The sequence below is a fragment of the Salinicola salarius genome (assembly GCF_002179555.1).
Lineage (GTDB): Bacteria > Pseudomonadota > Gammaproteobacteria > Pseudomonadales > Halomonadaceae > Salinicola > Salinicola salarius_A.
This window is the reverse complement of sequence record NZ_NHOU01000005.1, coordinates 55345-73100: the sequence shown is the minus strand read 5'-3', so window position 1 is coordinate 73100 and position 17756 is coordinate 55345. Positions and strand designations below refer to the sequence as shown.

16 protein-coding genes are annotated in these 17756 nt (G+C 63.7%); 8 read left to right on the top strand and 8 right to left on the bottom strand.

Going from position 1 to position 17756, the window contains the following annotated elements; translation table 11 throughout:
* Nucleotides 1-4: 4 nt before the first annotated feature.
* Nucleotides 5-982, bottom strand: a complete 978-nt coding sequence (locus CCD76_RS05720) for an AraC family transcriptional regulator (protein ID WP_087718568.1) — start codon at nucleotides 980-982, stop codon at nucleotides 5-7.
* A gap of 80 nt (nucleotides 983-1062) precedes the next feature.
* On the opposite strand from CCD76_RS05720, the gene CCD76_RS05715 reads away from it, so the two are divergent.
* Nucleotides 1063-1785, top strand: a complete 723-nt coding sequence (locus tag CCD76_RS05715) for a hypothetical protein (protein WP_087718567.1) — start codon at nucleotides 1063-1065, stop codon at nucleotides 1783-1785.
* A 138-nt stretch (nucleotides 1786-1923) separates the two neighbouring features.
* Complete coding sequence (pgm, locus tag CCD76_RS05710) at nucleotides 1924-3588, top strand: phosphoglucomutase (alpha-D-glucose-1,6-bisphosphate-dependent) (protein ID WP_071230894.1); 1665 nt, start codon at nucleotides 1924-1926, stop codon at nucleotides 3586-3588.
* 98 nt (nucleotides 3589-3686) lie between these two features.
* Here the strand turns inward: pgm and CCD76_RS05705 are convergent, their stop codons facing one another.
* A complete protein-coding gene (locus tag CCD76_RS05705; protein ID WP_087718566.1) occupies nucleotides 3687-5135 on the bottom strand; it encodes an NAD-dependent succinate-semialdehyde dehydrogenase in 1449 nt (482 codons plus the stop codon).
* A 45-nt stretch (nucleotides 5136-5180) separates the two neighbouring features.
* Nucleotides 5181-6497 (bottom strand): glucosylglycerol 3-phosphatase, encoded by a 1317-nt coding sequence (gene stpA, locus CCD76_RS05700; protein ID WP_087718565.1) that lies wholly within the window; start codon nucleotides 6495-6497, stop codon nucleotides 5181-5183.
* 270 nt (nucleotides 6498-6767) lie between these two features.
* Here stpA and CCD76_RS05695 point away from each other — a divergent pair, with 270 nt between their 5' ends.
* From CCD76_RS05695 to CCD76_RS05680, 4 genes are all read left to right on the top strand, one after another.
* Nucleotides 6768-7256, top strand: a complete 489-nt coding sequence (locus CCD76_RS05695; protein ID WP_087718564.1) for a pyridoxamine 5'-phosphate oxidase family protein — start codon at nucleotides 6768-6770, stop codon at nucleotides 7254-7256.
* Nucleotides 7257-7370: 114 nt separating this feature from the next.
* Nucleotides 7371-8408, top strand: coding sequence for a CNNM domain-containing protein (locus CCD76_RS05690; RefSeq protein ID WP_087718563.1), 1038 nt, complete (start codon nucleotides 7371-7373; stop codon nucleotides 8406-8408).
* Between the two features lie 393 nt (nucleotides 8409-8801).
* Nucleotides 8802-10136: a methyl-accepting chemotaxis protein gene (locus CCD76_RS20575; RefSeq protein ID WP_087718562.1), complete on the top strand. Its 1335-nt coding sequence runs from the start codon at nucleotides 8802-8804 to the stop codon at nucleotides 10134-10136.
* Nucleotides 10137-10295: 159 nt separating this feature from the next.
* Nucleotides 10296-11396, top strand: coding sequence for an NADH:flavin oxidoreductase/NADH oxidase (locus CCD76_RS05680; protein ID WP_087718561.1), 1101 nt, complete (start codon nucleotides 10296-10298; stop codon nucleotides 11394-11396).
* Between the two features lie 153 nt (nucleotides 11397-11549).
* Here the strand turns inward: CCD76_RS05680 and CCD76_RS05675 are convergent, their stop codons facing one another.
* Nucleotides 11550-12488: an SDR family NAD(P)-dependent oxidoreductase gene (locus CCD76_RS05675; RefSeq protein WP_256961128.1), complete on the bottom strand. Its 939-nt coding sequence runs from the start codon at nucleotides 12486-12488 to the stop codon at nucleotides 11550-11552.
* 79 nt (nucleotides 12489-12567) lie between these two features.
* Between CCD76_RS05675 and CCD76_RS05670 the strand changes: the two genes are divergently transcribed.
* Both CCD76_RS05670 and CCD76_RS20160 read left to right on the top strand, forming a co-directional pair.
* Entirely contained in the window at nucleotides 12568-13488 is a 921-nt protein-coding gene (locus CCD76_RS05670) for a LysR family transcriptional regulator (RefSeq protein WP_087718560.1), read from the top strand.
* Between the two features lie 5 nt (nucleotides 13489-13493).
* On the top strand, nucleotides 13494-13943 hold the full coding sequence (locus tag CCD76_RS20160; protein ID WP_256961159.1) for a tautomerase family protein: 450 nt from the start codon (nucleotides 13494-13496) through the stop codon (nucleotides 13941-13943).
* Nucleotides 13944-14083: 140 nt separating this feature from the next.
* Here CCD76_RS20160 and CCD76_RS05660 read toward each other — a convergent pair whose 3' ends face one another.
* The 4 genes from CCD76_RS05660 to CCD76_RS05645 are packed head-to-tail and all read right to left on the bottom strand — an operon-like array spanning nucleotide 14084 to nucleotide 17743.
* Complete coding sequence (locus CCD76_RS05660) at nucleotides 14084-14935, bottom strand: metal ABC transporter permease (RefSeq protein ID WP_087718558.1); 852 nt, start codon at nucleotides 14933-14935, stop codon at nucleotides 14084-14086.
* Nucleotides 14932-15876, bottom strand: a complete 945-nt coding sequence (locus CCD76_RS05655; protein WP_306298793.1) for a metal ABC transporter permease — start codon at nucleotides 15874-15876, stop codon at nucleotides 14932-14934. The genes CCD76_RS05660 and CCD76_RS05655 overlap by 4 nt, the downstream gene beginning before the upstream one ends.
* On the bottom strand, nucleotides 15876-16811 hold the full coding sequence (locus tag CCD76_RS05650) for a manganese/iron ABC transporter ATP-binding protein (protein ID WP_087718557.1): 936 nt from the start codon (nucleotides 16809-16811) through the stop codon (nucleotides 15876-15878). The genes CCD76_RS05655 and CCD76_RS05650 overlap by 1 nt, the downstream gene beginning before the upstream one ends.
* Nucleotides 16808-17743 carry a metal ABC transporter substrate-binding protein gene (locus tag CCD76_RS05645; protein ID WP_218776973.1) on the bottom strand — a complete coding sequence of 312 codons (936 nt, stop codon included), beginning with the start codon at nucleotides 17741-17743 and terminating at the stop codon, nucleotides 16808-16810. Before CCD76_RS05645 ends, CCD76_RS05650 begins: the two co-directional genes overlap by 4 nt.
* Between the last annotated feature and the right edge of the window lie 13 nt (nucleotides 17744-17756).

The window sequence follows — 17756 nt, the reverse complement described above, 5'->3', positions numbered from 1 at the left end:
CCCCTCAATGGCTGCGCACCGCGCCCGGCGTCCTGCCCGTGGCGCGCTTGAAGGCGCGGCTGAAGGCGGCCTGGGAGCCGTAGCCGAGCCGTTCGGCGACCTGCTCGATCGATAGCTGCCGCTCGGCGATCCATTGCGTGGCCAGGCGCATGCGCAGTTGGGTGACATAGCCGAGCGGCGACACGCCCAGCGAGTGGCGGAATCGTTCGGCGAATACCGAGCGGGAGCTGCCCATCTCCGCTGCCATGGCGGCGACCGTCCAGTCGCGGCCGGGCTCGCGGTGGACGGCGGCGATGACCTTGCCCAGACGCGGATCGCGCAGCGCCTCGACCCAGCCGCCAATATCGGCACAGTCACACTCGACCCAGCCTCGTACGATGCTGGCGGCCACCACATCGGCCAGCCGCGAGAGAATACCGGCGGCACCGGCGCGTTCGAGACTCGCTTCGCGCGCCATTGTCTCCAGCATCGGCAGCATCTCCGGATGGCGCGAGAGCAGCGTGCCGACATGCATCACTCCTGGCATCAGCGTCATCAGCGGCTGCATGCCCCCCAAGTCGAACTGCATGCAGCCGCTGAACAGGCGAGCCGGCGGCGCGCCGTCGAGCCTGTCGGCACATTCGTCGACGCAGCTGAAGTCCTCGCACAGTGGCAGCGCCTCGATCTGCTCGATATCGCGGCTCTGCACCTCCGGCGAGGAGAGCAGATCATGGCGGCCGCCCCGCGGGAGCAGTACGGCATCGCCGGATGCCAGCACCTGCTCGCTGTCGCCGAGCCGCAGCAGGACCGGCCCTTGGGCGACGAAGTGGAATTGCGCGCAGCGGACGTCGGTATCGAAACGAATGCCGAAGGGCGGCGCGATCTGGACGCGCCGATAGCTCACTCCAGACAGTCGCATGCCGAGAAGCAGCTCGTTGATCCATTCGCTGGAGCTGGCGTCGACGCCGACACTGGCCCCATTTTCGGACTTTTGGTCAAACATGACGGAGCTTTAGTGATAGAGGGTCTTGAGATACTACTTTAGTCTAGGCGTCATCCCAAGTCTTGATCGGAAATCTCGAAATGACGACGCAAGAACCTCGACACTCGACTCAGACGGCGCCAGACCCCTCACGCTGGATCGCCGTATTCTCGCTGACGATGGGCGTGTTCAGCCTGGTGATGGCGGAATTCCTGCCGGCCAGCCTGCTGACGCCGATGGCGGAGTCGCTCGCGATCAGCGAGGGGCAGGCCGGGCAGGCCGTTACCGTAACGGCGATCGTGGCACTGCTTTCAGGATTGCTGGTGACGGCAGTGACTCAGCGGCTCGATCGCCGCCATGTGCTGCTGGCGTTCGGCGTGGCGAACTTCGTCGGCACGCTGGTCGCAGGATTCCTGCTCGAGCGCAGCCTGAGACTGACGCTATTGCTGATGCCGCTGCTCATGGGCGTGCTGGGCTGGATGCTGGCAACCCTGGGCGGTTTCTCGATGGGTACCGACGCCATCATGGTAGCGGTATGGGGCTTCGCCTTCGGCGCGGTGCCGGTCGCCTGGTCGACCTGGATCACCCGTGTCGTCCCGGACGAAGCCGAAAGCGGCGGCGGCCTCATCGTGGCCTCGATCCAGCTGGCGATCGCGCTGGGCGCTGCCGTCGGCGGCGTCATGTTCGATATCAGCGGGGTCCTGGGCGTCTGTGCGACGGCCGGCACACTGCTGCTGGCCGCTGCGGCGCTGATCCTGGTGGCGGTCAGGACGCGGCCGGAGGCGTCGGTCGATCGCGACGCCATAGCGGCAACCTGTCAGTAAAACGTGAAAGCATCGGCAGCCCGGCCGGCGGTGCCGGGGTATCGGTCGGGAGGATGGGCGAGCTCATCTTGCTTGTCGGGCAGAGATGATGGTCTGCTATAAGGAATCCGCCCCAAGGACCATCGAAAGGAACCGACGATGAGTATCGATCCCCAAGCAGGACGCTTGCCCGATGAACACAGTCTCGCCAATCTGCCGCGTCTGGTGTCGCGCTATTACAGCGAACGCCCGGACGCCAGCGATCCCGGCCAGCAGGTCGCCTTCGGCACTTCGGGCCATCGCGGCTCGTCGCTGAAGACGAGCTTCAACGAGTGGCACATCCTGGCGACGACCCAGGCGATCTGCGAGTACCGCGAGGCCCAGGGGATCGATGGGCCGTTGTTCATCGGCATGGATACGCATGCGCTGTCCGAGCCGGCATTCGTCTCCGCGCTGGAAGTGCTGGCGGCCAACGACGTCGAGACGCGGATCGACGCCGGCTGCGAGGAGACCGGCGGTGAGGTCGGTTACACGCCGACGCCGGCAATCTCCAACGCCATTCTGGTCTACAACCAGGGGCGCACCAGCGGTCTGGCTGACGGCATCGTGATCACGCCGTCGCATAACCCGCCGGTGGATGGCGGCTTCAAGTACAACCCCACCAACGGCGGCCCCGCCGACACCAATGTCACCAAGTGGATTCAGGAGCGCGCCAACGAGCTACTCGCCGGCGGGCTCGAGGGCATTCGCCGCGTCAGCTACGCCGAAGCGCTGAAGGCGCCGACCACCCAGCGCTTCGATTTCATCGACAGCTATGTCAGCGGATTGGACAAGGTCATCGACATGGCCGCGATTCGCGATTCCGGACTCAAGTTCGGCGTCGATCCGCTGGGCGGCGCCGGGGTGCACTACTGGCCGCGTATCGCCAAGCGCTACGATCTGCCGCTGGAAGTGATCTCCACCACCGTCGACCCGACCTTCCGCTTCATGCGCGTCGACTGGGACGGCAAGATCCGCATGGACTGCTCGTCGCCTCACGCCATGGCAGGGCTGATCGAGAACAAGGATCGCTTCGACGTCTCGTTTGCCTGCGACACCGACCATGATCGCCACGGCATCGTCGCGCGCTCGACCGGGCTTCTGAATCCCAACCACTACCTGGCCGTCGCCATCGAGTATCTCTTCACTCATCGTCCGGACTGGGGCGACAAGGCCGCCATCGGCAAGACGCTGGTGTCGTCGTCGATGATCGATTACGTCGCCGAAGGCCTGGGCCGGGACGTGGTCGAGGTGCCGGTGGGCTTCAAGTGGTTCGTCGATGGCCTGATCGAGGGCACTCTCGGCTTCGGCGGCGAGGAATCCGCCGGCGCCTCGTTCCTGACGCGGGACGGCAAGCCCTGGTCCACCGACAAGGACGGCATCATCCTCGGCCTGCTGGCCGCCGAGATCACCGCCGTGACCGGCAAGGATCCGGGCGAGCGCTATCAGGCGCTCACCGAGCGCTTCGGGGCGCCGGTCTACGAGCGCGTGGACGCGCCGGCCAACCGCGAGCAGAAGGCCAAGCTCGGCAAGCTCTCGCCGGAACAGGTCACCGCCGATACGCTCGCCGGCCATCCGATTACCCGCAAGCTGACCGAAGCGCCTGGCAACGGCGCCGCCATCGGTGGTTTGAAAGTAGTCACCGACGCCGGCTGGTTCGCCGCGCGCCCCTCCGGCACCGAGGACGTCTACAAGATCTACGCCGAAAGCTTCGAGGGCGAGGAGCATCTCAAGCGGATTCAGGAAGAGGCCAAGGCGCTGGTCGACCAGGTACTGGCGGGCTAGATCCGGCGACGAGACGACCCTGCAGGAAAAACAAGAGCGGGCTGCGCATGCAGCCCGCTCTTTTTTGCGTTTAAACCCTACCCATCACGTCATGCCAATCACCCCATATGGGTGACCAGCTTGGTGGTGAGATAGGCTTCCAGCGCTTCGCTGCCGCCTTCGGAACCGTAGCCGGAATCCTTGATGCCACCGAAAGGAAGTTCAGGCAGCGCGATGCCCAGATGGTTGATGGTCAGCATGCCCGCCTCCAGCCGGTCGCTGAGCGCCTGGGCGGTCTTCGACGAGGCGGTGAAAGCGTAGGCGGCCAGCCCGAATGGCAGGCGGTTGGCCTCGGCCAGTGCCTCTTCCAGATCGTCGAACGGAACCAGCAGTGCCAGCGGGCCGAACGGTTCTTCGTTCATGGCACGCATCTGCGGCGTCAGCCCGGTCAGTACCGTCGGTTCGAAGAAATAACCGGGGCCGTCGGAGCCCTTGCCGCCGAGCTGGACGGTCGCGCCCTGGCTGCGGGCATCGTCGATCAGGGCTTCCAGTGCCGGACGACGGCGCTCGTTGGCCAGCGGCCCCATGGTCACGTCGGGGTCGAGTCCGTTGCCGACCTTGACCTCGCGGGCCAGGGCGACGAAGCGCTCCAGGAAGGTTTCGAACACGCCGCGTTGGATCAGGAAGCGGGTCGGCGAGACGCAGACCTGGCCGGCGTTACGGAATTTCGAACCGGCGAGCAGCCGCGCGGCCTGCTCGACATCGGCATCGTCGAAGACCAGCGCCGGCGCATGGCCGCCCAGTTCCATGGTGGCGAGCTTCATGTGCTCGCCGGCCATGGCGGCCAGTTGCTTGCCGACGGGGGTGGAACCGGTGAAGGTGACCTTGCGGATCGTTGGATGCGGAATCAGGTAGCTGGAGATTTCCGCCGGTACGCCGTAGACCAGACCGATGACGCCGGCCGGTACGCCGGCATCGGCGAAGGCGCGAATCAGCTCGGCCGGAGAGGCGGGCGTCTCTTCCGGCGCCTTGACGATGATCGAACAGCCGGTGGCGAGCGCCGAGGAGAGCTTGCGCACCACCTGGTTGATCGGGAAGTTCCACGGCGTGAAGGCCGCGACCGGGCCGACCGGCTGGCGGACGACACGCTGCTCGACGCCGGCTGCCCGCGCCGGCACGATGCGCCCGTAGGTACGCCGACCCTCCTCTGCCAGCCAGTCGATGGTATCGGCGGCGGCCAGGGTTTCACCGCGTGCCTCGGCCAGCGGCTTGCCCTGTTCCTGGGTCATCAGCCGTGCGATGCCATCGGCGCGTTCGCGCAGCAGTTCGGCCGCCTTGCGCATGATCTTGTAGCGCTCGAACGCGGAAGTGGCGCGCCAGGTCTGGAAGCCACGTTCGGTGGCGGCCAGGGCCGCGTCGAGATCGGCGGTGGTGGCGTGTGCGACCCGGCCGATCACCTCGCCGGTAGCCGGATTGACCACATCGATCTGGCGGCCGTCGCTGCCTTCGCGCCATTCGCCATCGATGTAGAGTTTTACGTCGGAGTAGGATTGTGTTTCGAGTGGCATTCTTCGAGGTTCCTTATTGATGTGTTGTATGTCGCCGTTCAGCCATCATAACCGTTCGGCGCCGGTTGCGGGGCCGTGCCTTGCCCGACGTTCGGCCAGCGCGCAGAAGAAATCGATGTACTGGATGTGGCCGCCGGGGAAGATCACGTCCAGACGCAGCGGATCGTCGGCATCGCTGATCCCTTCCAGCGCCGGCCAGACATCGATGTCCGGATCCTCGGCATGGCGTGACAGCCGCTCGATATCCACCCCGGCGCGCCGCACTTCGCCGCCGCTGCTGTCGACGTAGAGCACCCGGTTGCCGCTGTCGAACGCGTCTCCCAGCTGCTGGACCAGGGTCAGGAAGCCGCGATCGCTGCCGCCGCGCTGGCGCTCGGCCTGCGGGTCGCCCGGCTGGACGAACGAGGTCACGGTATCCCCGACACCGACGATACGCGGCATCAGGGCGGGATCGAAATGCTCGCGAGCCAGCTGCAGCAGTGCGGCGTGGTCACGAGGCGCTTCCCGGGCGTTGAAGGTTTCGCCCAGCGGGTAGTGACCGGTATGGCGATGGTAGTAGCGGTTGAGTATGACCAGCACGCCGACTTCCTTGACGGCGCCACGCAACATCAGCTGGAAGTCGGTGGTGCCGGCGTTGCCGCCATCGTTGTCATCGTCGACGCTCTCCCGCAGGCGCTCGTTGCCTTGCGCGTCTCGCCCGGCATTGGGGGCATAGTGGATGAAAAAGGCGTCGTCGAGGCCGGCCAGACTGGCGGCTTCCAGGCGTTCGCGCATGAAGTCGGCAACGGCGATCTGCAGCGCTCGATAGCGCGCGGGAGTCTCCCGCCAATGACGGTAGAAGACGTTGAGGTTGAGTGTCGGTGACGCCAGATTGTCGAGCACCGCGGCGGCGATCAGGTCGCGTCGCACCTCGGCCGGCAGGTCGTAAGGCGGCCGGGACAGCAGCGCGTCGAGAAAATCCTCGGCCTGAGCGGGGAACGCCTCGAGGAACGCCAGTTCGGCGTCGGTGACGCCGGGATGGCTGACGCTGCCGAAGCGGTCCTGCCACTGTACCCCGCCGGCCGCCAGGCCCGGTAGATAGCGACCCTGTTCGCCGGCGCGGTCGGGCGTCTCGAACAACGCCTCGACGATGCCGTTCACCCCGCGCGAGCCGATGTGCTCGCCGTTGGTCAACACGAAGAAGTGGCCGTCGAGCTGGCGCGCGGCATCGAGGTAACGGCGTTCCAGGCGTCGGGTCAGCGGGTCGCCGACCAGCCCCATGCAGACCCCGTCGAGATCCTGGATGATCAACAGGTTGTCGGTAGCCGCCAGTTCGTCCAGCAGGCTGGCGTGATCGAGAGAGAAGGGGCGAGTCGGGGGCATGGTCAACGTCTTGTTCGGAGGCGAATAGTGATGGCGCGGAAACCGCGGTTCGCCACTAGTATAACGTCAGGCTTCGAGACGAATAGCGGCGGTTTGCCCCGCCGGGAAGCCGCGACTAGGCTGCAGGAAGTCGCCATTGCCGTTTGTCGTCATCGGCAGGGTGCGACGACGGTGCTGGAAAGCTGGAAGGTAGTGCAGAAACGGCAAGACGCTCACGCCCGGATGGCGTGATGAGAGCCCGGTCAGGGCAACATTGACAAGGAGGCAACGATGTCCAGTCCCGAACACAAGCAGAAGATCTGGAAGCTGATCGAGAAGATCAAGGTCGGTATGTTGGTGACCCTCGACGACGGCGTGCCGCGCTCCCGCCCCATGCATCTGGTGCAGGATGCCTACGATGGCAAGCTCTGGTTCTATACGCGACGCAGCGCGGAGAAGACGTTCGAGGCGAAGGCCGATCAGGATGTCTGCCTCTCCTTTTCGGATCAGGATGACGGCATCTACGTCTCCCTGTCGGGTACGGCACGCCTCAACCATGATCCCGAGCTGATCGAAAAATACTGGAACCCGTTCGTGGCAGCCTGGTTTACCGGCGGCAAGGAGGATCCGGATCTCACCATGATGGAGATCGACGTCCATTTCGGCGAACACTGGCAGTCGCGGGAGAGCAAGACGTTCCAGCTCTATGAATTCGCCAAGGCGAACGTGAAGAAAGACCACCAGCCGAATGTCGGCGAGAACGAGAAGTTCGGTCACTGAGGCTGGCCGCCGCCAGCGTCCAACCGGCGCTGGCGGCTTTATGTATTCCGGATCATTGACAGTAGCGCGCCAAGTCAGGATAAAGAGTCCTCATTAGTCACATAGCGACCCCCCATGTTTCTGCTGACGGCATTCGTCGTTCTCTCGATCGGTTTCTCCTTTGTCTGTTCGGTGCTGGAGGCCGCGCTGCTTTCGCTGACGCCAAGCTATATCGCGCAGCTCAAGGACTCCCGCCCCAAGCTCCACGACAAGCTCAACAAGCTCAAGTCCAACATCGACCGCCCGCTGGCGGCGATTCTGACGCTCAACACCATCGCGCATACCGTTGGTGCCACCGGCGTCGGCGCGCAGGTGTCGATCGTGTTCGGCGACGCCCATGTGGCGATCGCCTCGGCGCTGATGACGTTCGGCATTCTGGTGTTCTCGGAGATCATTCCCAAGACCATTGGCGCAACTTACTGGCGAGCGCTGGCGCCGCTGCTGCCGCGTATCCTGAACATCATGGTGCGCACGCTGCTGCCGTTCATCTGGCTCTCCGAGATGATCACCAACCGTATCGCCAAGAACGAGAACGATGTCGACATGCGCGGCGAGATCAAGGCGCTGGCGCGTATCGGGCTCGACGAGAAAGCGCTGGATCCGGACGAGACCCGCACCATCACCAACATTCTCAACCTGCACGAGATCCCGGTGAAGAGCGTGATGACGCCGCGGACGGTGTGCGAGACGGTAACGCCCGACATGACCGTGGCCGAGTTCGATCAGCGTTACGGCAAGACCCAGTTCACGCGCTTTCCGGTCATGGATGGTGCCGAGGATGCGCTGGGTTACGTGCACAAGGCCGATACCTACCACGCCGAGGACGGAGAGACGCTGAAATCGCTGATGCATCCAGTGGCTATCGTCGATGAAGCCGATAGCGTCGAACACGTCTTCACCGCGATGCTCAAGGACCACAACCATCTGCGGGTGGTCTACGACGACCACGGCAACTGGGTGGGACTGATCACCATGGAAGACGTGATCGAGACGATCCTGGGGCAGGATATCGTCGACGAGACCGACAACGTGCATAACCTGCGCAAGTACGCCAAGCAGCGCTGGTTGAAGCGAATCAAACGAGGCGAATCCGCCCAGCCGCCGCCGGACTGATGCCGGCGGTGCGTTGTCCGGGGTGGCGTTTGCAATACCGCTCACCCCGGTTCTGGAGGCTTCTCCCGGCCATCTTCCGTCCCAGCCTTGTTTCCTGCCTTCCTTCGATAACGCACCACGCCTCCCATGATGCCTAGCCATGATGTCTCGCCATGCCGGCGTGGTCCGGGCGCCGTTCCCGAACCAAAACTGCCCGGGCTCGCCGACTTTCTCGCCAGGTCACTCGGCTCTGATTTGCGTGATCCATGCGCCTCACCGGTCGATGCCTAAAATCTTGGGCAATACGGTCGATACTAAGGGCAACGCACTCAGGATAAGGCATTCCATGCACGCACTCACCGAACCGCCAAAGACTCGCAAAGAGTTCGGCGAACCGTAAAAAGGAACGCAGGCATGGCCCTATTTCGTTCGCCGCACCACCATGAAGCCGTGCTTGACGCGATTCATCGCGCCATGGCCGTTATCGAATTCTCTCTCGATGGCACCATCCTTTCCGCCAACGCCAACTTTCTCGATATCACCGGCTATCGTGCCGATGACCTGATCGGCCAGCACCATCGTCGACTCTGCGCGCCTGAACTCGTCGCGAGCCAAGAATACGTAACCTTCTGGGAGCGGCTGCGCCAGGGCGAGTTCATTGCCGGACGCTTCAAACGCCTGACTTGCGACGGCCATGTTCTCTGGCTGGAAGCCTCGTACAACCCGGTCATCGATCGACACGGCAAGATCATCCGGGTGGTCAAGACGGCGATCGACATTACCGCGCGGGTACGTGACGAGCAGGACATGCACAGCCGGCTCAGTGCCATCGACCGGTCCATGGCAATCATCGAGTTCACCCCCGACGGGTACATCCTCACCGCCAACGCCAATTTCCTGGGCACGGTGGGCTATGCACTCGACGAAATCCAGGGGAGGCATCATCGGATCTTCTGCGAGCGCGACTATGCCGCAGGCCAGGAGTACCACGATTTCTGGGCTCATCTGAACGCTGGCGAATTCATGACGGGGCAATTCAAGCGGCTCGACAAGCAAGGCCGGACGCTGTGGCTCGAAGCGAGCTACAACCCGGTCTTCGACGTCGAGGGGCGGCTCTACAAGGTGGTCAAGTTCGCCACCGACATCACCGACCGCGTGACACGTGAAAACGAAAGCACCCGGATGGCCTATCGCATCTCGTCGAATACGGAAACTTCCGCCAACGACGGCTCGCGCATCATCAACGAGACCATCACTGAAATTCGTCGTATCGCCAGTCAGGTCGCGACCACGTCGCAGCAGCTCGACACCCTGGCGCAGCGCTCGATCGACATCAATGCGGTGATCGAAAGCATTCGCGACATCGCCGAGCAGACCAACCTGCTGGCGCTCAACGCTGCCATCGAGGCGGCCCGCGCCGGTGAACACGGTCGGGGTTTCGCGGTGGTGTCCCACGAAGTACGCCAGCTGTCGATACGCACCTCGCAAGCCACCCGCGACATTGCCGCCACTATCGCCAGCCTGCGCAACCTCACCCAGGAGGTGAGCGGCGGCATGCAGGCCTGTCTGGGCAGCGTGGAAAACGGCGTCCGCATGGCGGGGGAAGCGGGCAATGCCATCGACAGAATTCGCGCCGGGGCCAACGACGTCGTCAGTGCCATCGCCCACGTTGCCTCCACCCTGCACGACCTCGAAGCCCAAAAGGATCCGGGAGCCGCGCCGGCCGCCGCCATCGCCGGCCGCGGCTGAGATACCCGCTCCTTGCTGCTCCGGCCCGCCTGGCGGCGGCAATAGCCGGTCCCGCTCGAATCTGCGGGACATTTTCTCGCGGCTGCCGGCTGGGGAGGCATTGCCAAACAATTATTAGCCAGCTACATTTTTGCCATCATTCATCTCAGGAACGCGTTCATGGCATCCCCCAAGCTTTTCACGCCGCTTACGCTCGGCGAGCTGGAACTTTCCAATCGCATCATCATTTCGCCAATGTGTCAGTACTCCGCCGATACGCATGGCAACATGACCGGCTGGCATACCATTCACCTCGGAAACCTGGCGCTCTCCGGCGCCGGGCTGCTGGTGATTGAGGCGTCGGCGGTCGCGGCGGAAGGGCGGATCACGCCGGGCGACGTGGGGCTCTATTCGGACGACAATGAACAGGCGATGGCGCGCATGCTCGAGTCCGTGCGTGCCCACTCGCCGATGCCGATCGGCATCCAGCTCGGCCACGCCGGCCGCAAGGCCTCCTGCCAGGCACCGTGGGAAGGCGGTGCGCAACTGGGGCTCGAGGAGGGCGGCTGGCAGACCGTGGCACCGTCCGGGGTTGCGTATCAGGACGATCAGCGTCCGCCGCAGGCGATGAGCCTCGACGACATCGAACGGCTCAAGGCAGACTTCGTTGCCGCGGCCAGGCGCGCCGACCGTCTCGGCTTCGAACTGATCGAGCTGCACGCCGCCCACGGCTATCTGCTGCACGAGTTCCTGTCGCCGATCTCCAACCAGCGAGACGACCAGTACGGCGGCAGCCTCGAAAACCGCATGCGGTTGATTCTCGAGATCTTCGATGCCGTTCGCGAGGTCTTCCCGAGCGAGAAGCCGGTGGGCATTCGCATCTCCGGCAGCGACTGGGTCGAAGGCGGCTGGGATCTGGAGGAGAGTGTCGTACTGGCTCGTGCGCTCGATGCCCGTGGCTGCAGCTTCATCGATTGCTCCGGCGGTGGTCTCGATCCGCGCCAGGCGCTCGATGTCGGCCCCAGCTATCAGGTACCGTTCGCGCGCCGCATGAAGCAGGAAGTCGCCATGCCGGTGATCGCGGTGGGATTGATTACCGAGCCGGAGCAGGCCGAAGGTATCGTCTTCAGCGGCGAGGCGGACGCCGTCGCCTTGGCACGCGGCATGCTCTACGATCCGCGCTGGCCGTGGCACGCCGCCGCCAGGCTCGGCGCCAGCGTCCACGCGCCGAAGCAGTATCTGCGCAGCCAGCCGCATACGCTCAAGCAGCTGTTCGAATGAGCCGGTAACAACGCCTTCGAGCGCCGCGCTGATCGCATCGACCACGCCCCGTATCGCTGCTGCGATACGGGGCGTGATGTATTCGGATGCGATGTTGTTTGGCGCCCTTTCTCTCGGTCCGCCTCACCGTTCAATGCTTTCCGCTCTCGAACGCTAGACCGTGTCCTCGATCCGCCAGTTGACCGGCACTTCGGCGATGCTGGCCGATGGTGGCAGTTCCAGCAGCAGGCGAACGATGCGTGCGACATCCTCGGGCTGGGTGACCTCCTCGGCATCGATATCGGCGCCAGCGGCCATGTCGGTGGCGACGAAACCGGGGCAGATCGCGGTGGCGCGCACACGCGTCTCCGCACTGCAGTGACGCAGGCCGTGGACGAACGCCTGTGCCGCGAACTTGCTCATGGCGTAGAGCCCCGACCCCGCCGAGCGCACCCGCTTGCCCGAGAGCGACACGATCGACACCACCTTGCCGCGTTCGGCGGCGACGAGGTGGGGCCAGGCCTGCTGCGTCAGTAGCATCGGCGCCTTGGCGTTGACCGCCATGACCCGGTCGAATTCGTCGCTGTCCGCTTCCAGCACCGAGGCGCGGCTGAGAATGCCGGCGTTGTTGACCAGCGCATCGATACCGCCGAACACGCGTACCGTCTCCTCGACCCAGGATCGGGCGCTCTGAGAATCCAGCGCATCGTAGTGGCAGACCAGCCAGTCATTGCGCTCCGGGCGTTCGGCGGGCTCCGTCCGGCAGCCGAGGCTGACACGCCAGCCGGCGGCGTGAAGGGTCTCGGCAATGGCGGCACCGATGCCGCGATTGGCACCGCTGACCATGACCACGGGGGCGTCGTTGGGCATCTCTGGTTCCTCGCGTTGAGACGGGCTGTGGCGGGCCGGGTGGCAGCCCGCCGACTTCTCGATCAGCCTAGCGGGACGTGTCTCATCCCGCGAGCGAATCCGCCAGCGCGCGCCATGGCGATCGAAGAGCCACACGCCGTCACCGCGTACCGGATGGAACGGCTCGTCGTAGAACAGCCGATAGGAGGCGCCGAGCAGGCGTAGGCGGCGTTCGAGCAGGGTGTCGTCGTGAGGGGCTGTCATGCGTGCGAGCCTCCTGCCATGATGGTGTCGTCGAGTGCCGCGGACAGGCGGCGCTCGCCACCCTGCAGAGAGCTCATAGATGCAAGACCTACCTTCTCCCGACTCTTTCCGCGGTATCGTGCATTTCGTCACTGCGGCAGATAGCCAAAGCTTTACAGAAGCTGCAGAGCGGCTGGGCATCACGAAGTCGGCTATCGGAAAGAGTATTACCCAGCTGGAGCAGAGGTTGGGGACGCAGCTTTTTCACCGAACCACGCGGAAAAACAGTTTAACGACGGAGGGGGAGGCCTATCTGGCGAGCTGTTTGACTGCCCTGGAAACCCTTCGAGACGCGGAAAGGGCGTTGCATTCGAAGGCGATTGAACCCGCCGGTACCGTTCGAATCGATGTGCCGGCATTTTTCGGACGTTCGATCCTGATGCCCGTTCTGCTGCAGATGGCTGAACACCACCCTCAACTGAAGCTGACGATCACATTCAACGACCAGATCATCGATCCTGTTGATGCCGGCTTCGACCTGGCTATCCGTTACGGCATCGTGAAAGATAGTACCGACCTAGTTGCCAAAAGACTCAACCATCAGAGGCTGGCGATCTGTGCCGCTCCGGAATACCTGGAGAAGCATGGCATCCCAGAAACCCTGGAAGCGTTGGACTCACACAGGTTGATCATGGCGTGGCGGAAAGGGGCGCCGCTAAGCTGGCTGGTAAAAGATATCAACGGACGTGACATCAGGTTCAAGCCTACCCCTTTTCATCAGATAAGCGACGGCGATGCCATGGTCGACGCCTGCGTTGCGGGCGCAGGTATCATTCAGTTTCCTGAACCACTATTGCGCCCCAAGATCGACCGGGGGCAGCTGATCAAAATTCTTCCAGAACTGGAACCTGCCCCCATCGAATTGAACATTATATGGCCGCGCTCACGATATCTATTGCCGGGTGTTCGCTTCGTGATAGACGAGCTGTTCTCGATGGCGCAATCCAATGCGTTTGATTGAGCTTCGTGATCCTGGGCTCGGCATGGCGTGGTTATGTATCGGTAAGTCCAGTTTTGATAATACCAAGAGAAGTCTGCTCGGTTTGTTTCACAAGCGGTAATGTTGATCGCAAAGGCACTCGTTCAGGCCCGCCAATCGATTGTAGTGTTTCGTTCTACTCTGAGTCGCCCAGCAATGCCTTTATCAAAAACCTCTTCACGTCTAAGGTCCTACTCACCCTGAGTTTGACCATTGATTTTGCCATTGGAGAGAATGCTATGCCTGTCGTAAATATCCAGATGTTCGAAGGGCGTGATGAAGGAAAGGCCGCGATTGCCAAAGCCGTGACCGATGCAATCGTTCAGCATGGCAACGTCGACCCGCAGTATGTCTACGTCATTTTCAATGATGTAAAAATGGATGACTGGGCTATCTCCGGGGAGCTCTTTTCCGAAACGCTTAAAAAGCACAGTTAGCCATTCTCTCTGCTTTAAATATCAAAAAGATCCATTGTGCCGCTGTTTTTCACAGCGGCTTTTCAGGTTGCAGCTATGTCGGGGTAACTTGTCTGGTACATGGCTGTCGTCGTGAATGGACGCTATTTGCCAGCAAGCGATCATGAGCCTCCGGCCGCGTTCGCCTCCCTTCTCGCCGTACGCCGGCTGGAAACGACGAAGGCGATGCCGAAGACGATCGAGAACAGCAGCACGATGGTCGGGGCCGGTGCGCTGTCGATGAAGAACGAGAGATAGACGCCGAGAAAGGCGATGATGGCGGACAGTGTCACCGAGAGCAGCAGCATGGTGGCGAAGCGACAGGCCAGCAGGAAGGCGATGGCGCCGGGCGCGATCAGCAGTGCGATGGCGAGGATGATCCCGGCGGCTTTCAGGGCGCCGACGATGGTCAGCGAGATCAGGCAGAGCAGGCCGTAGTGCAGTGCCCGGGTTCGCAGGCCCACCGCCCGGGCCTGGGTCGGGTCGAAGGCGTGGAGCAGGAAGTCTTTCCACTTCAGGCCGATGATACCGACGGTGATCAGGGCGATCAGCGCCGATTCCCCAATATCGCGCCAGGCGACCCCGAGGATGTCGCCGAACAGGATGTGGTCGAGATGCACCGTCGTCTGGATCTTGACGTAGAGCACCAGGCCGACACCGAACATGCCGGCGTAGACGATGCCCATCACCGTGTCCTGCTTGATCCGGCTGTTCTCCTCGAGGAAGCCGGTCGTGACGGCGCAGAACATGCCGGCGATGAAGGCGCCGATGGCGTAGGGAATGCCGACGAGATAGGCAATCACCACGCCCGGGAAGACGGCATGGGAGATGGCATCCCCCATCAGCGACCAGCCCTTGAGCACCAAAAAGCAGGAGAGCAGGGCCATCGGCACGGTGACCAGCACGGCGATGATCATGGCGTTGACCATGAAGCCGAACTGGAACGGCATCAGCAGCGTATCGAGCCAGCTCATGAGTGCGGCTCCCTGTCGGGCGCTTGCGATTCTGATAGAGGCGCTGGCGATAGCGGCTGGCGCGTTGGCTCACGAGCCAGCGACGCCGCGGCACGGCGTCTTGCCGCCAGCATGCCGTGCTTGGGCGCGAAGGCGAACGCGATCAGGAAGATAAACGTCTGCAGTACGACGATGATGCCGCCGGTGGCGCCGTCGAGAAAATAGCTGGCGTAGGCGCCAACGAAGCTGGTCAGCGTGCCGATCGCCACCGCGATGACCAGCAGTCGCGGGAAGCGGTCGCTCAGCAGGTAGGCCGTGGCTCCCGGGGTGATGACCATGCAGATCACCAGAAAGGCGCCTACCGTCTGCAGGGCCGCGACGGTCGATGCCGCCAGCAGGGTGAAGAACAGGATCTTGAGCGCGGTGGGGTTGAGCCCGATCGAGCGGGCGTGGCTCTCGTCGAAGAACGTCACCATCAGATCCTTCCACTTGGCCAGCAGGATGACCAGCGACGCCACGCCGATCGCCACCAGTTGCAGCGTGTCGGCGGGCGTGATCGCCAGGATGTTGCCGAGCACGATGGTCTGGATGTTCACCGAGGTCGGCGACAGCGAGACCATGAACAGCCCCAGGCCGAAGAACGAGGAGAAGATCAGCCCGATGATGACGTCCTCTTTCAGCTTGCTGCGCTGATTGAGAAACAGCATCGCCGCCGAGGCGAGCCCGCCGGCAAGGAAGGCGCCGAGCGAAAACGGCAGGCCCAGCATGTAGGCGCCGGCGACGCCGGGCACGATCGAATGCGACAGCGCATCGCCGATCAGCGACCAGCCCTTGAGCATCAGGTAGCAGGAGAGAAACGCGCAGACGCCACCGACCAGCGCCGACACCCACATGGCGTTGCGCATGTAGCCATAGCCGAAGGGCTCCAGCAGCAGGCCGGAAGGCATGAGCAGGGCTTCCATCAGCGGGGGACTCCCTCGCCGCCTTGGCGCCGCGCGGCGATGCCGTTCTGCAGCACCAGCGGTCGCTCGTCGTCGGTGAACACGCCCACGGCGTGGGGGGACGCGCCGGCCGGCTGGGACTGATCGAGCACGAAATGGCGCAGCACGCCGCCGAAGGCGCGTTCCAGGTTGCGCTGGGTGAAGATCTCGTCGGTGGGGCCGTGGGCGAGTACCGTGCCCTTGATCATCACCGTCCGGTCGCAGAACTCCGGCACCGAGCCGAGATTGTGGGTCGAGACCAGCATCACCCGGCCCTCGGCGCGCAGCTCGCGCAGCAGTTGAATGATCTGATCTTCGGTCTGGACGTCGACACCGGTGAACGGCTCGTCGAGCAGGATCACCCGGCTGTCCTGGGCCAGCGCGCGGGCCAGGAAGACGCGCTTCTTCTGGCCGCCGGAGAGCTCGCCGATCTGGCGCTGGCGGAACTCGCTCATGTTGACGCGTTCCAGCGCGGTGGCGACCGCCTCGTGGTCGGCGCGTTTGGGGATCCGCAGCATCCCCATGTGGCCGTAGCGCCCCATCATCACCACGTCCTCTACCAGCACCGGGAAGTTCCAGTCGACCTCTTCCGACTGCGGCACGTAGGCGATCAGGTTGCGCTTGAGTGCTTCGCGCGCTGGCAGGCCCAGCACGCGTATCTCGCCCCGGGCCAGACGCACGAAGCCCATGATCGCCTTGAACAGCGTCGACTTGCCGGAACCGTTCACGCCCACCAGCGCGGTGATCGTGCCGGTGGGAATCTCGAAGCTGGTATCGCGCAGCGCGGTGTGGCCGTTGCGGTAGGTCACGGCGGCATCGGCGACGCGGATGCCGGCGCCGGCCTTTTCACGATCGACGGATGTCTGCTCGGGGCTGGTGATCGTCGTCTCGGCCGTCGTGTCGGCATGTCTCGTCATGACGAAGCCCCTCGGGTCAGGCCTTTCACGATCGTCTCCGAAGTGACGCGCAGCAGGTCGATATAGGTCGGCACCGGGCCGTCGGGTTCGCTGAGCGAGTCGACGTAGAGCACGCCGCCATAACGAATGCCGGTCTCGCGGGCGACCTGCTGCGCCGGCTTGTCGGAGACGGTGCTCTCGCTGAAGATCGCCGGAATGTCGTTGGCGCGGATCACATCGATGACCTCGCGAACCTGCTGTGGCGTGCCTTGCTGATCGGCGTTGATCGGCCACAGATAGCGTTCGCGCAGGCCGAAATCCCGCGCCAGATAGGAGAACGCGCCTTCGCTCGTCACCAGCCAGCGATCCTGCTCCGGGATCCGCGCCAGCGACTCGCGGATGGGCGCGACGGCGGCTTCGATCTCGTGCTTGTAGCGCTCGGCGTTGTTGCGGTAGATCGCGGCATGGGCGGGGTCGTGTTCGACGAATGCATCGCGGATGTTGTCGACGTAGACCAACGCGCTCGTCGGCGACATCCACGCATGCGGGTTGGGCTTGCCGTCATACGGGCCCTCGGCGATGCCGATCGGCTCGATGCCATCAGACACGACGACGCTCGGGACATCGCTGAGATTGCGGAAGAAGCGTTCGAACCAGCGTTCCAGATCGAGCCCGTTCCACAGGATCATGTCCGCATCCTGGGCGCGGAGGATGTCGCGCGGGGTCGGCGCGTAATTGTGGATCTCGGCGCCCGGCCGCGTGATCGACTCGACGATGGCCGCGTCCCCGGCCACGTTCTGCGCCATGTCCGCGATCACCGTGAAGGTGGTCACGGCCTTGAACTTGTCCTGGCTCACGTCTTTCCCGGTGTCCTGCGCGCTGGCGGACATCGACAGCAAAACCAGCGCGGCGGTCGCCAGGAGCATCCAGCGGCGGTGCATCAGCCTCGGCATATGACTTTCCTCG

What these genes read in the sequence shown, in the direction of transcription:
- CCD76_RS05720 (WP_087718568.1), bottom strand. Translation starts at nt 982, where the DNA reads ATGTTTGACCAAAAGTCCGAAAATGGGGCCAGTGTCGGCGTCGACGCC.
- CCD76_RS05715 (WP_087718567.1), top strand. Translation starts at nt 1,063, where the DNA reads ATGACGACGCAAGAACCTCGACACTCGACTCAGACGGCGCCAGACCCC.
- pgm (WP_071230894.1), top strand. Translation starts at nt 1,924, where the DNA reads ATGAGTATCGATCCCCAAGCAGGACGCTTGCCCGATGAACACAGTCTC.
- CCD76_RS05705 (WP_087718566.1), bottom strand. Translation starts at nt 5,135, where the DNA reads ATGCCACTCGAAACACAATCCTACTCCGACGTAAAACTCTACATCGAT.
- stpA (WP_087718565.1), bottom strand. Translation starts at nt 6,497, where the DNA reads ATGCCCCCGACTCGCCCCTTCTCTCTCGATCACGCCAGCCTGCTGGAC.
- CCD76_RS05695 (WP_087718564.1), top strand. Translation starts at nt 6,768, where the DNA reads ATGTCCAGTCCCGAACACAAGCAGAAGATCTGGAAGCTGATCGAGAAG.
- CCD76_RS05690 (WP_087718563.1), top strand. Translation starts at nt 7,371, where the DNA reads ATGTTTCTGCTGACGGCATTCGTCGTTCTCTCGATCGGTTTCTCCTTT.
- CCD76_RS20575 (WP_087718562.1), top strand. Translation starts at nt 8,802, where the DNA reads ATGGCCCTATTTCGTTCGCCGCACCACCATGAAGCCGTGCTTGACGCG.
- CCD76_RS05680 (WP_087718561.1), top strand. Translation starts at nt 10,296, where the DNA reads ATGGCATCCCCCAAGCTTTTCACGCCGCTTACGCTCGGCGAGCTGGAA.
- CCD76_RS05675 (WP_256961128.1), bottom strand. Translation starts at nt 12,488, where the DNA reads ATGACAGCCCCTCACGACGACACCCTGCTCGAACGCCGCCTACGCCTG.
- CCD76_RS05670 (WP_087718560.1), top strand. Translation starts at nt 12,568, where the DNA reads ATGCAAGACCTACCTTCTCCCGACTCTTTCCGCGGTATCGTGCATTTC.
- CCD76_RS05660 (WP_087718558.1), bottom strand. Translation starts at nt 14,935, where the DNA reads ATGAGCTGGCTCGATACGCTGCTGATGCCGTTCCAGTTCGGCTTCATG.
- CCD76_RS05655 (WP_306298793.1), bottom strand. Translation starts at nt 15,876, where the DNA reads ATGGAAGCCCTGCTCATGCCTTCCGGCCTGCTGCTGGAGCCCTTCGGC.
- CCD76_RS05650 (WP_087718557.1), bottom strand. Translation starts at nt 16,811, where the DNA reads ATGACGAGACATGCCGACACGACGGCCGAGACGACGATCACCAGCCCC.
- CCD76_RS05645 (WP_218776973.1), bottom strand. Translation starts at nt 17,743, where the DNA reads ATGCCGAGGCTGATGCACCGCCGCTGGATGCTCCTGGCGACCGCCGCG.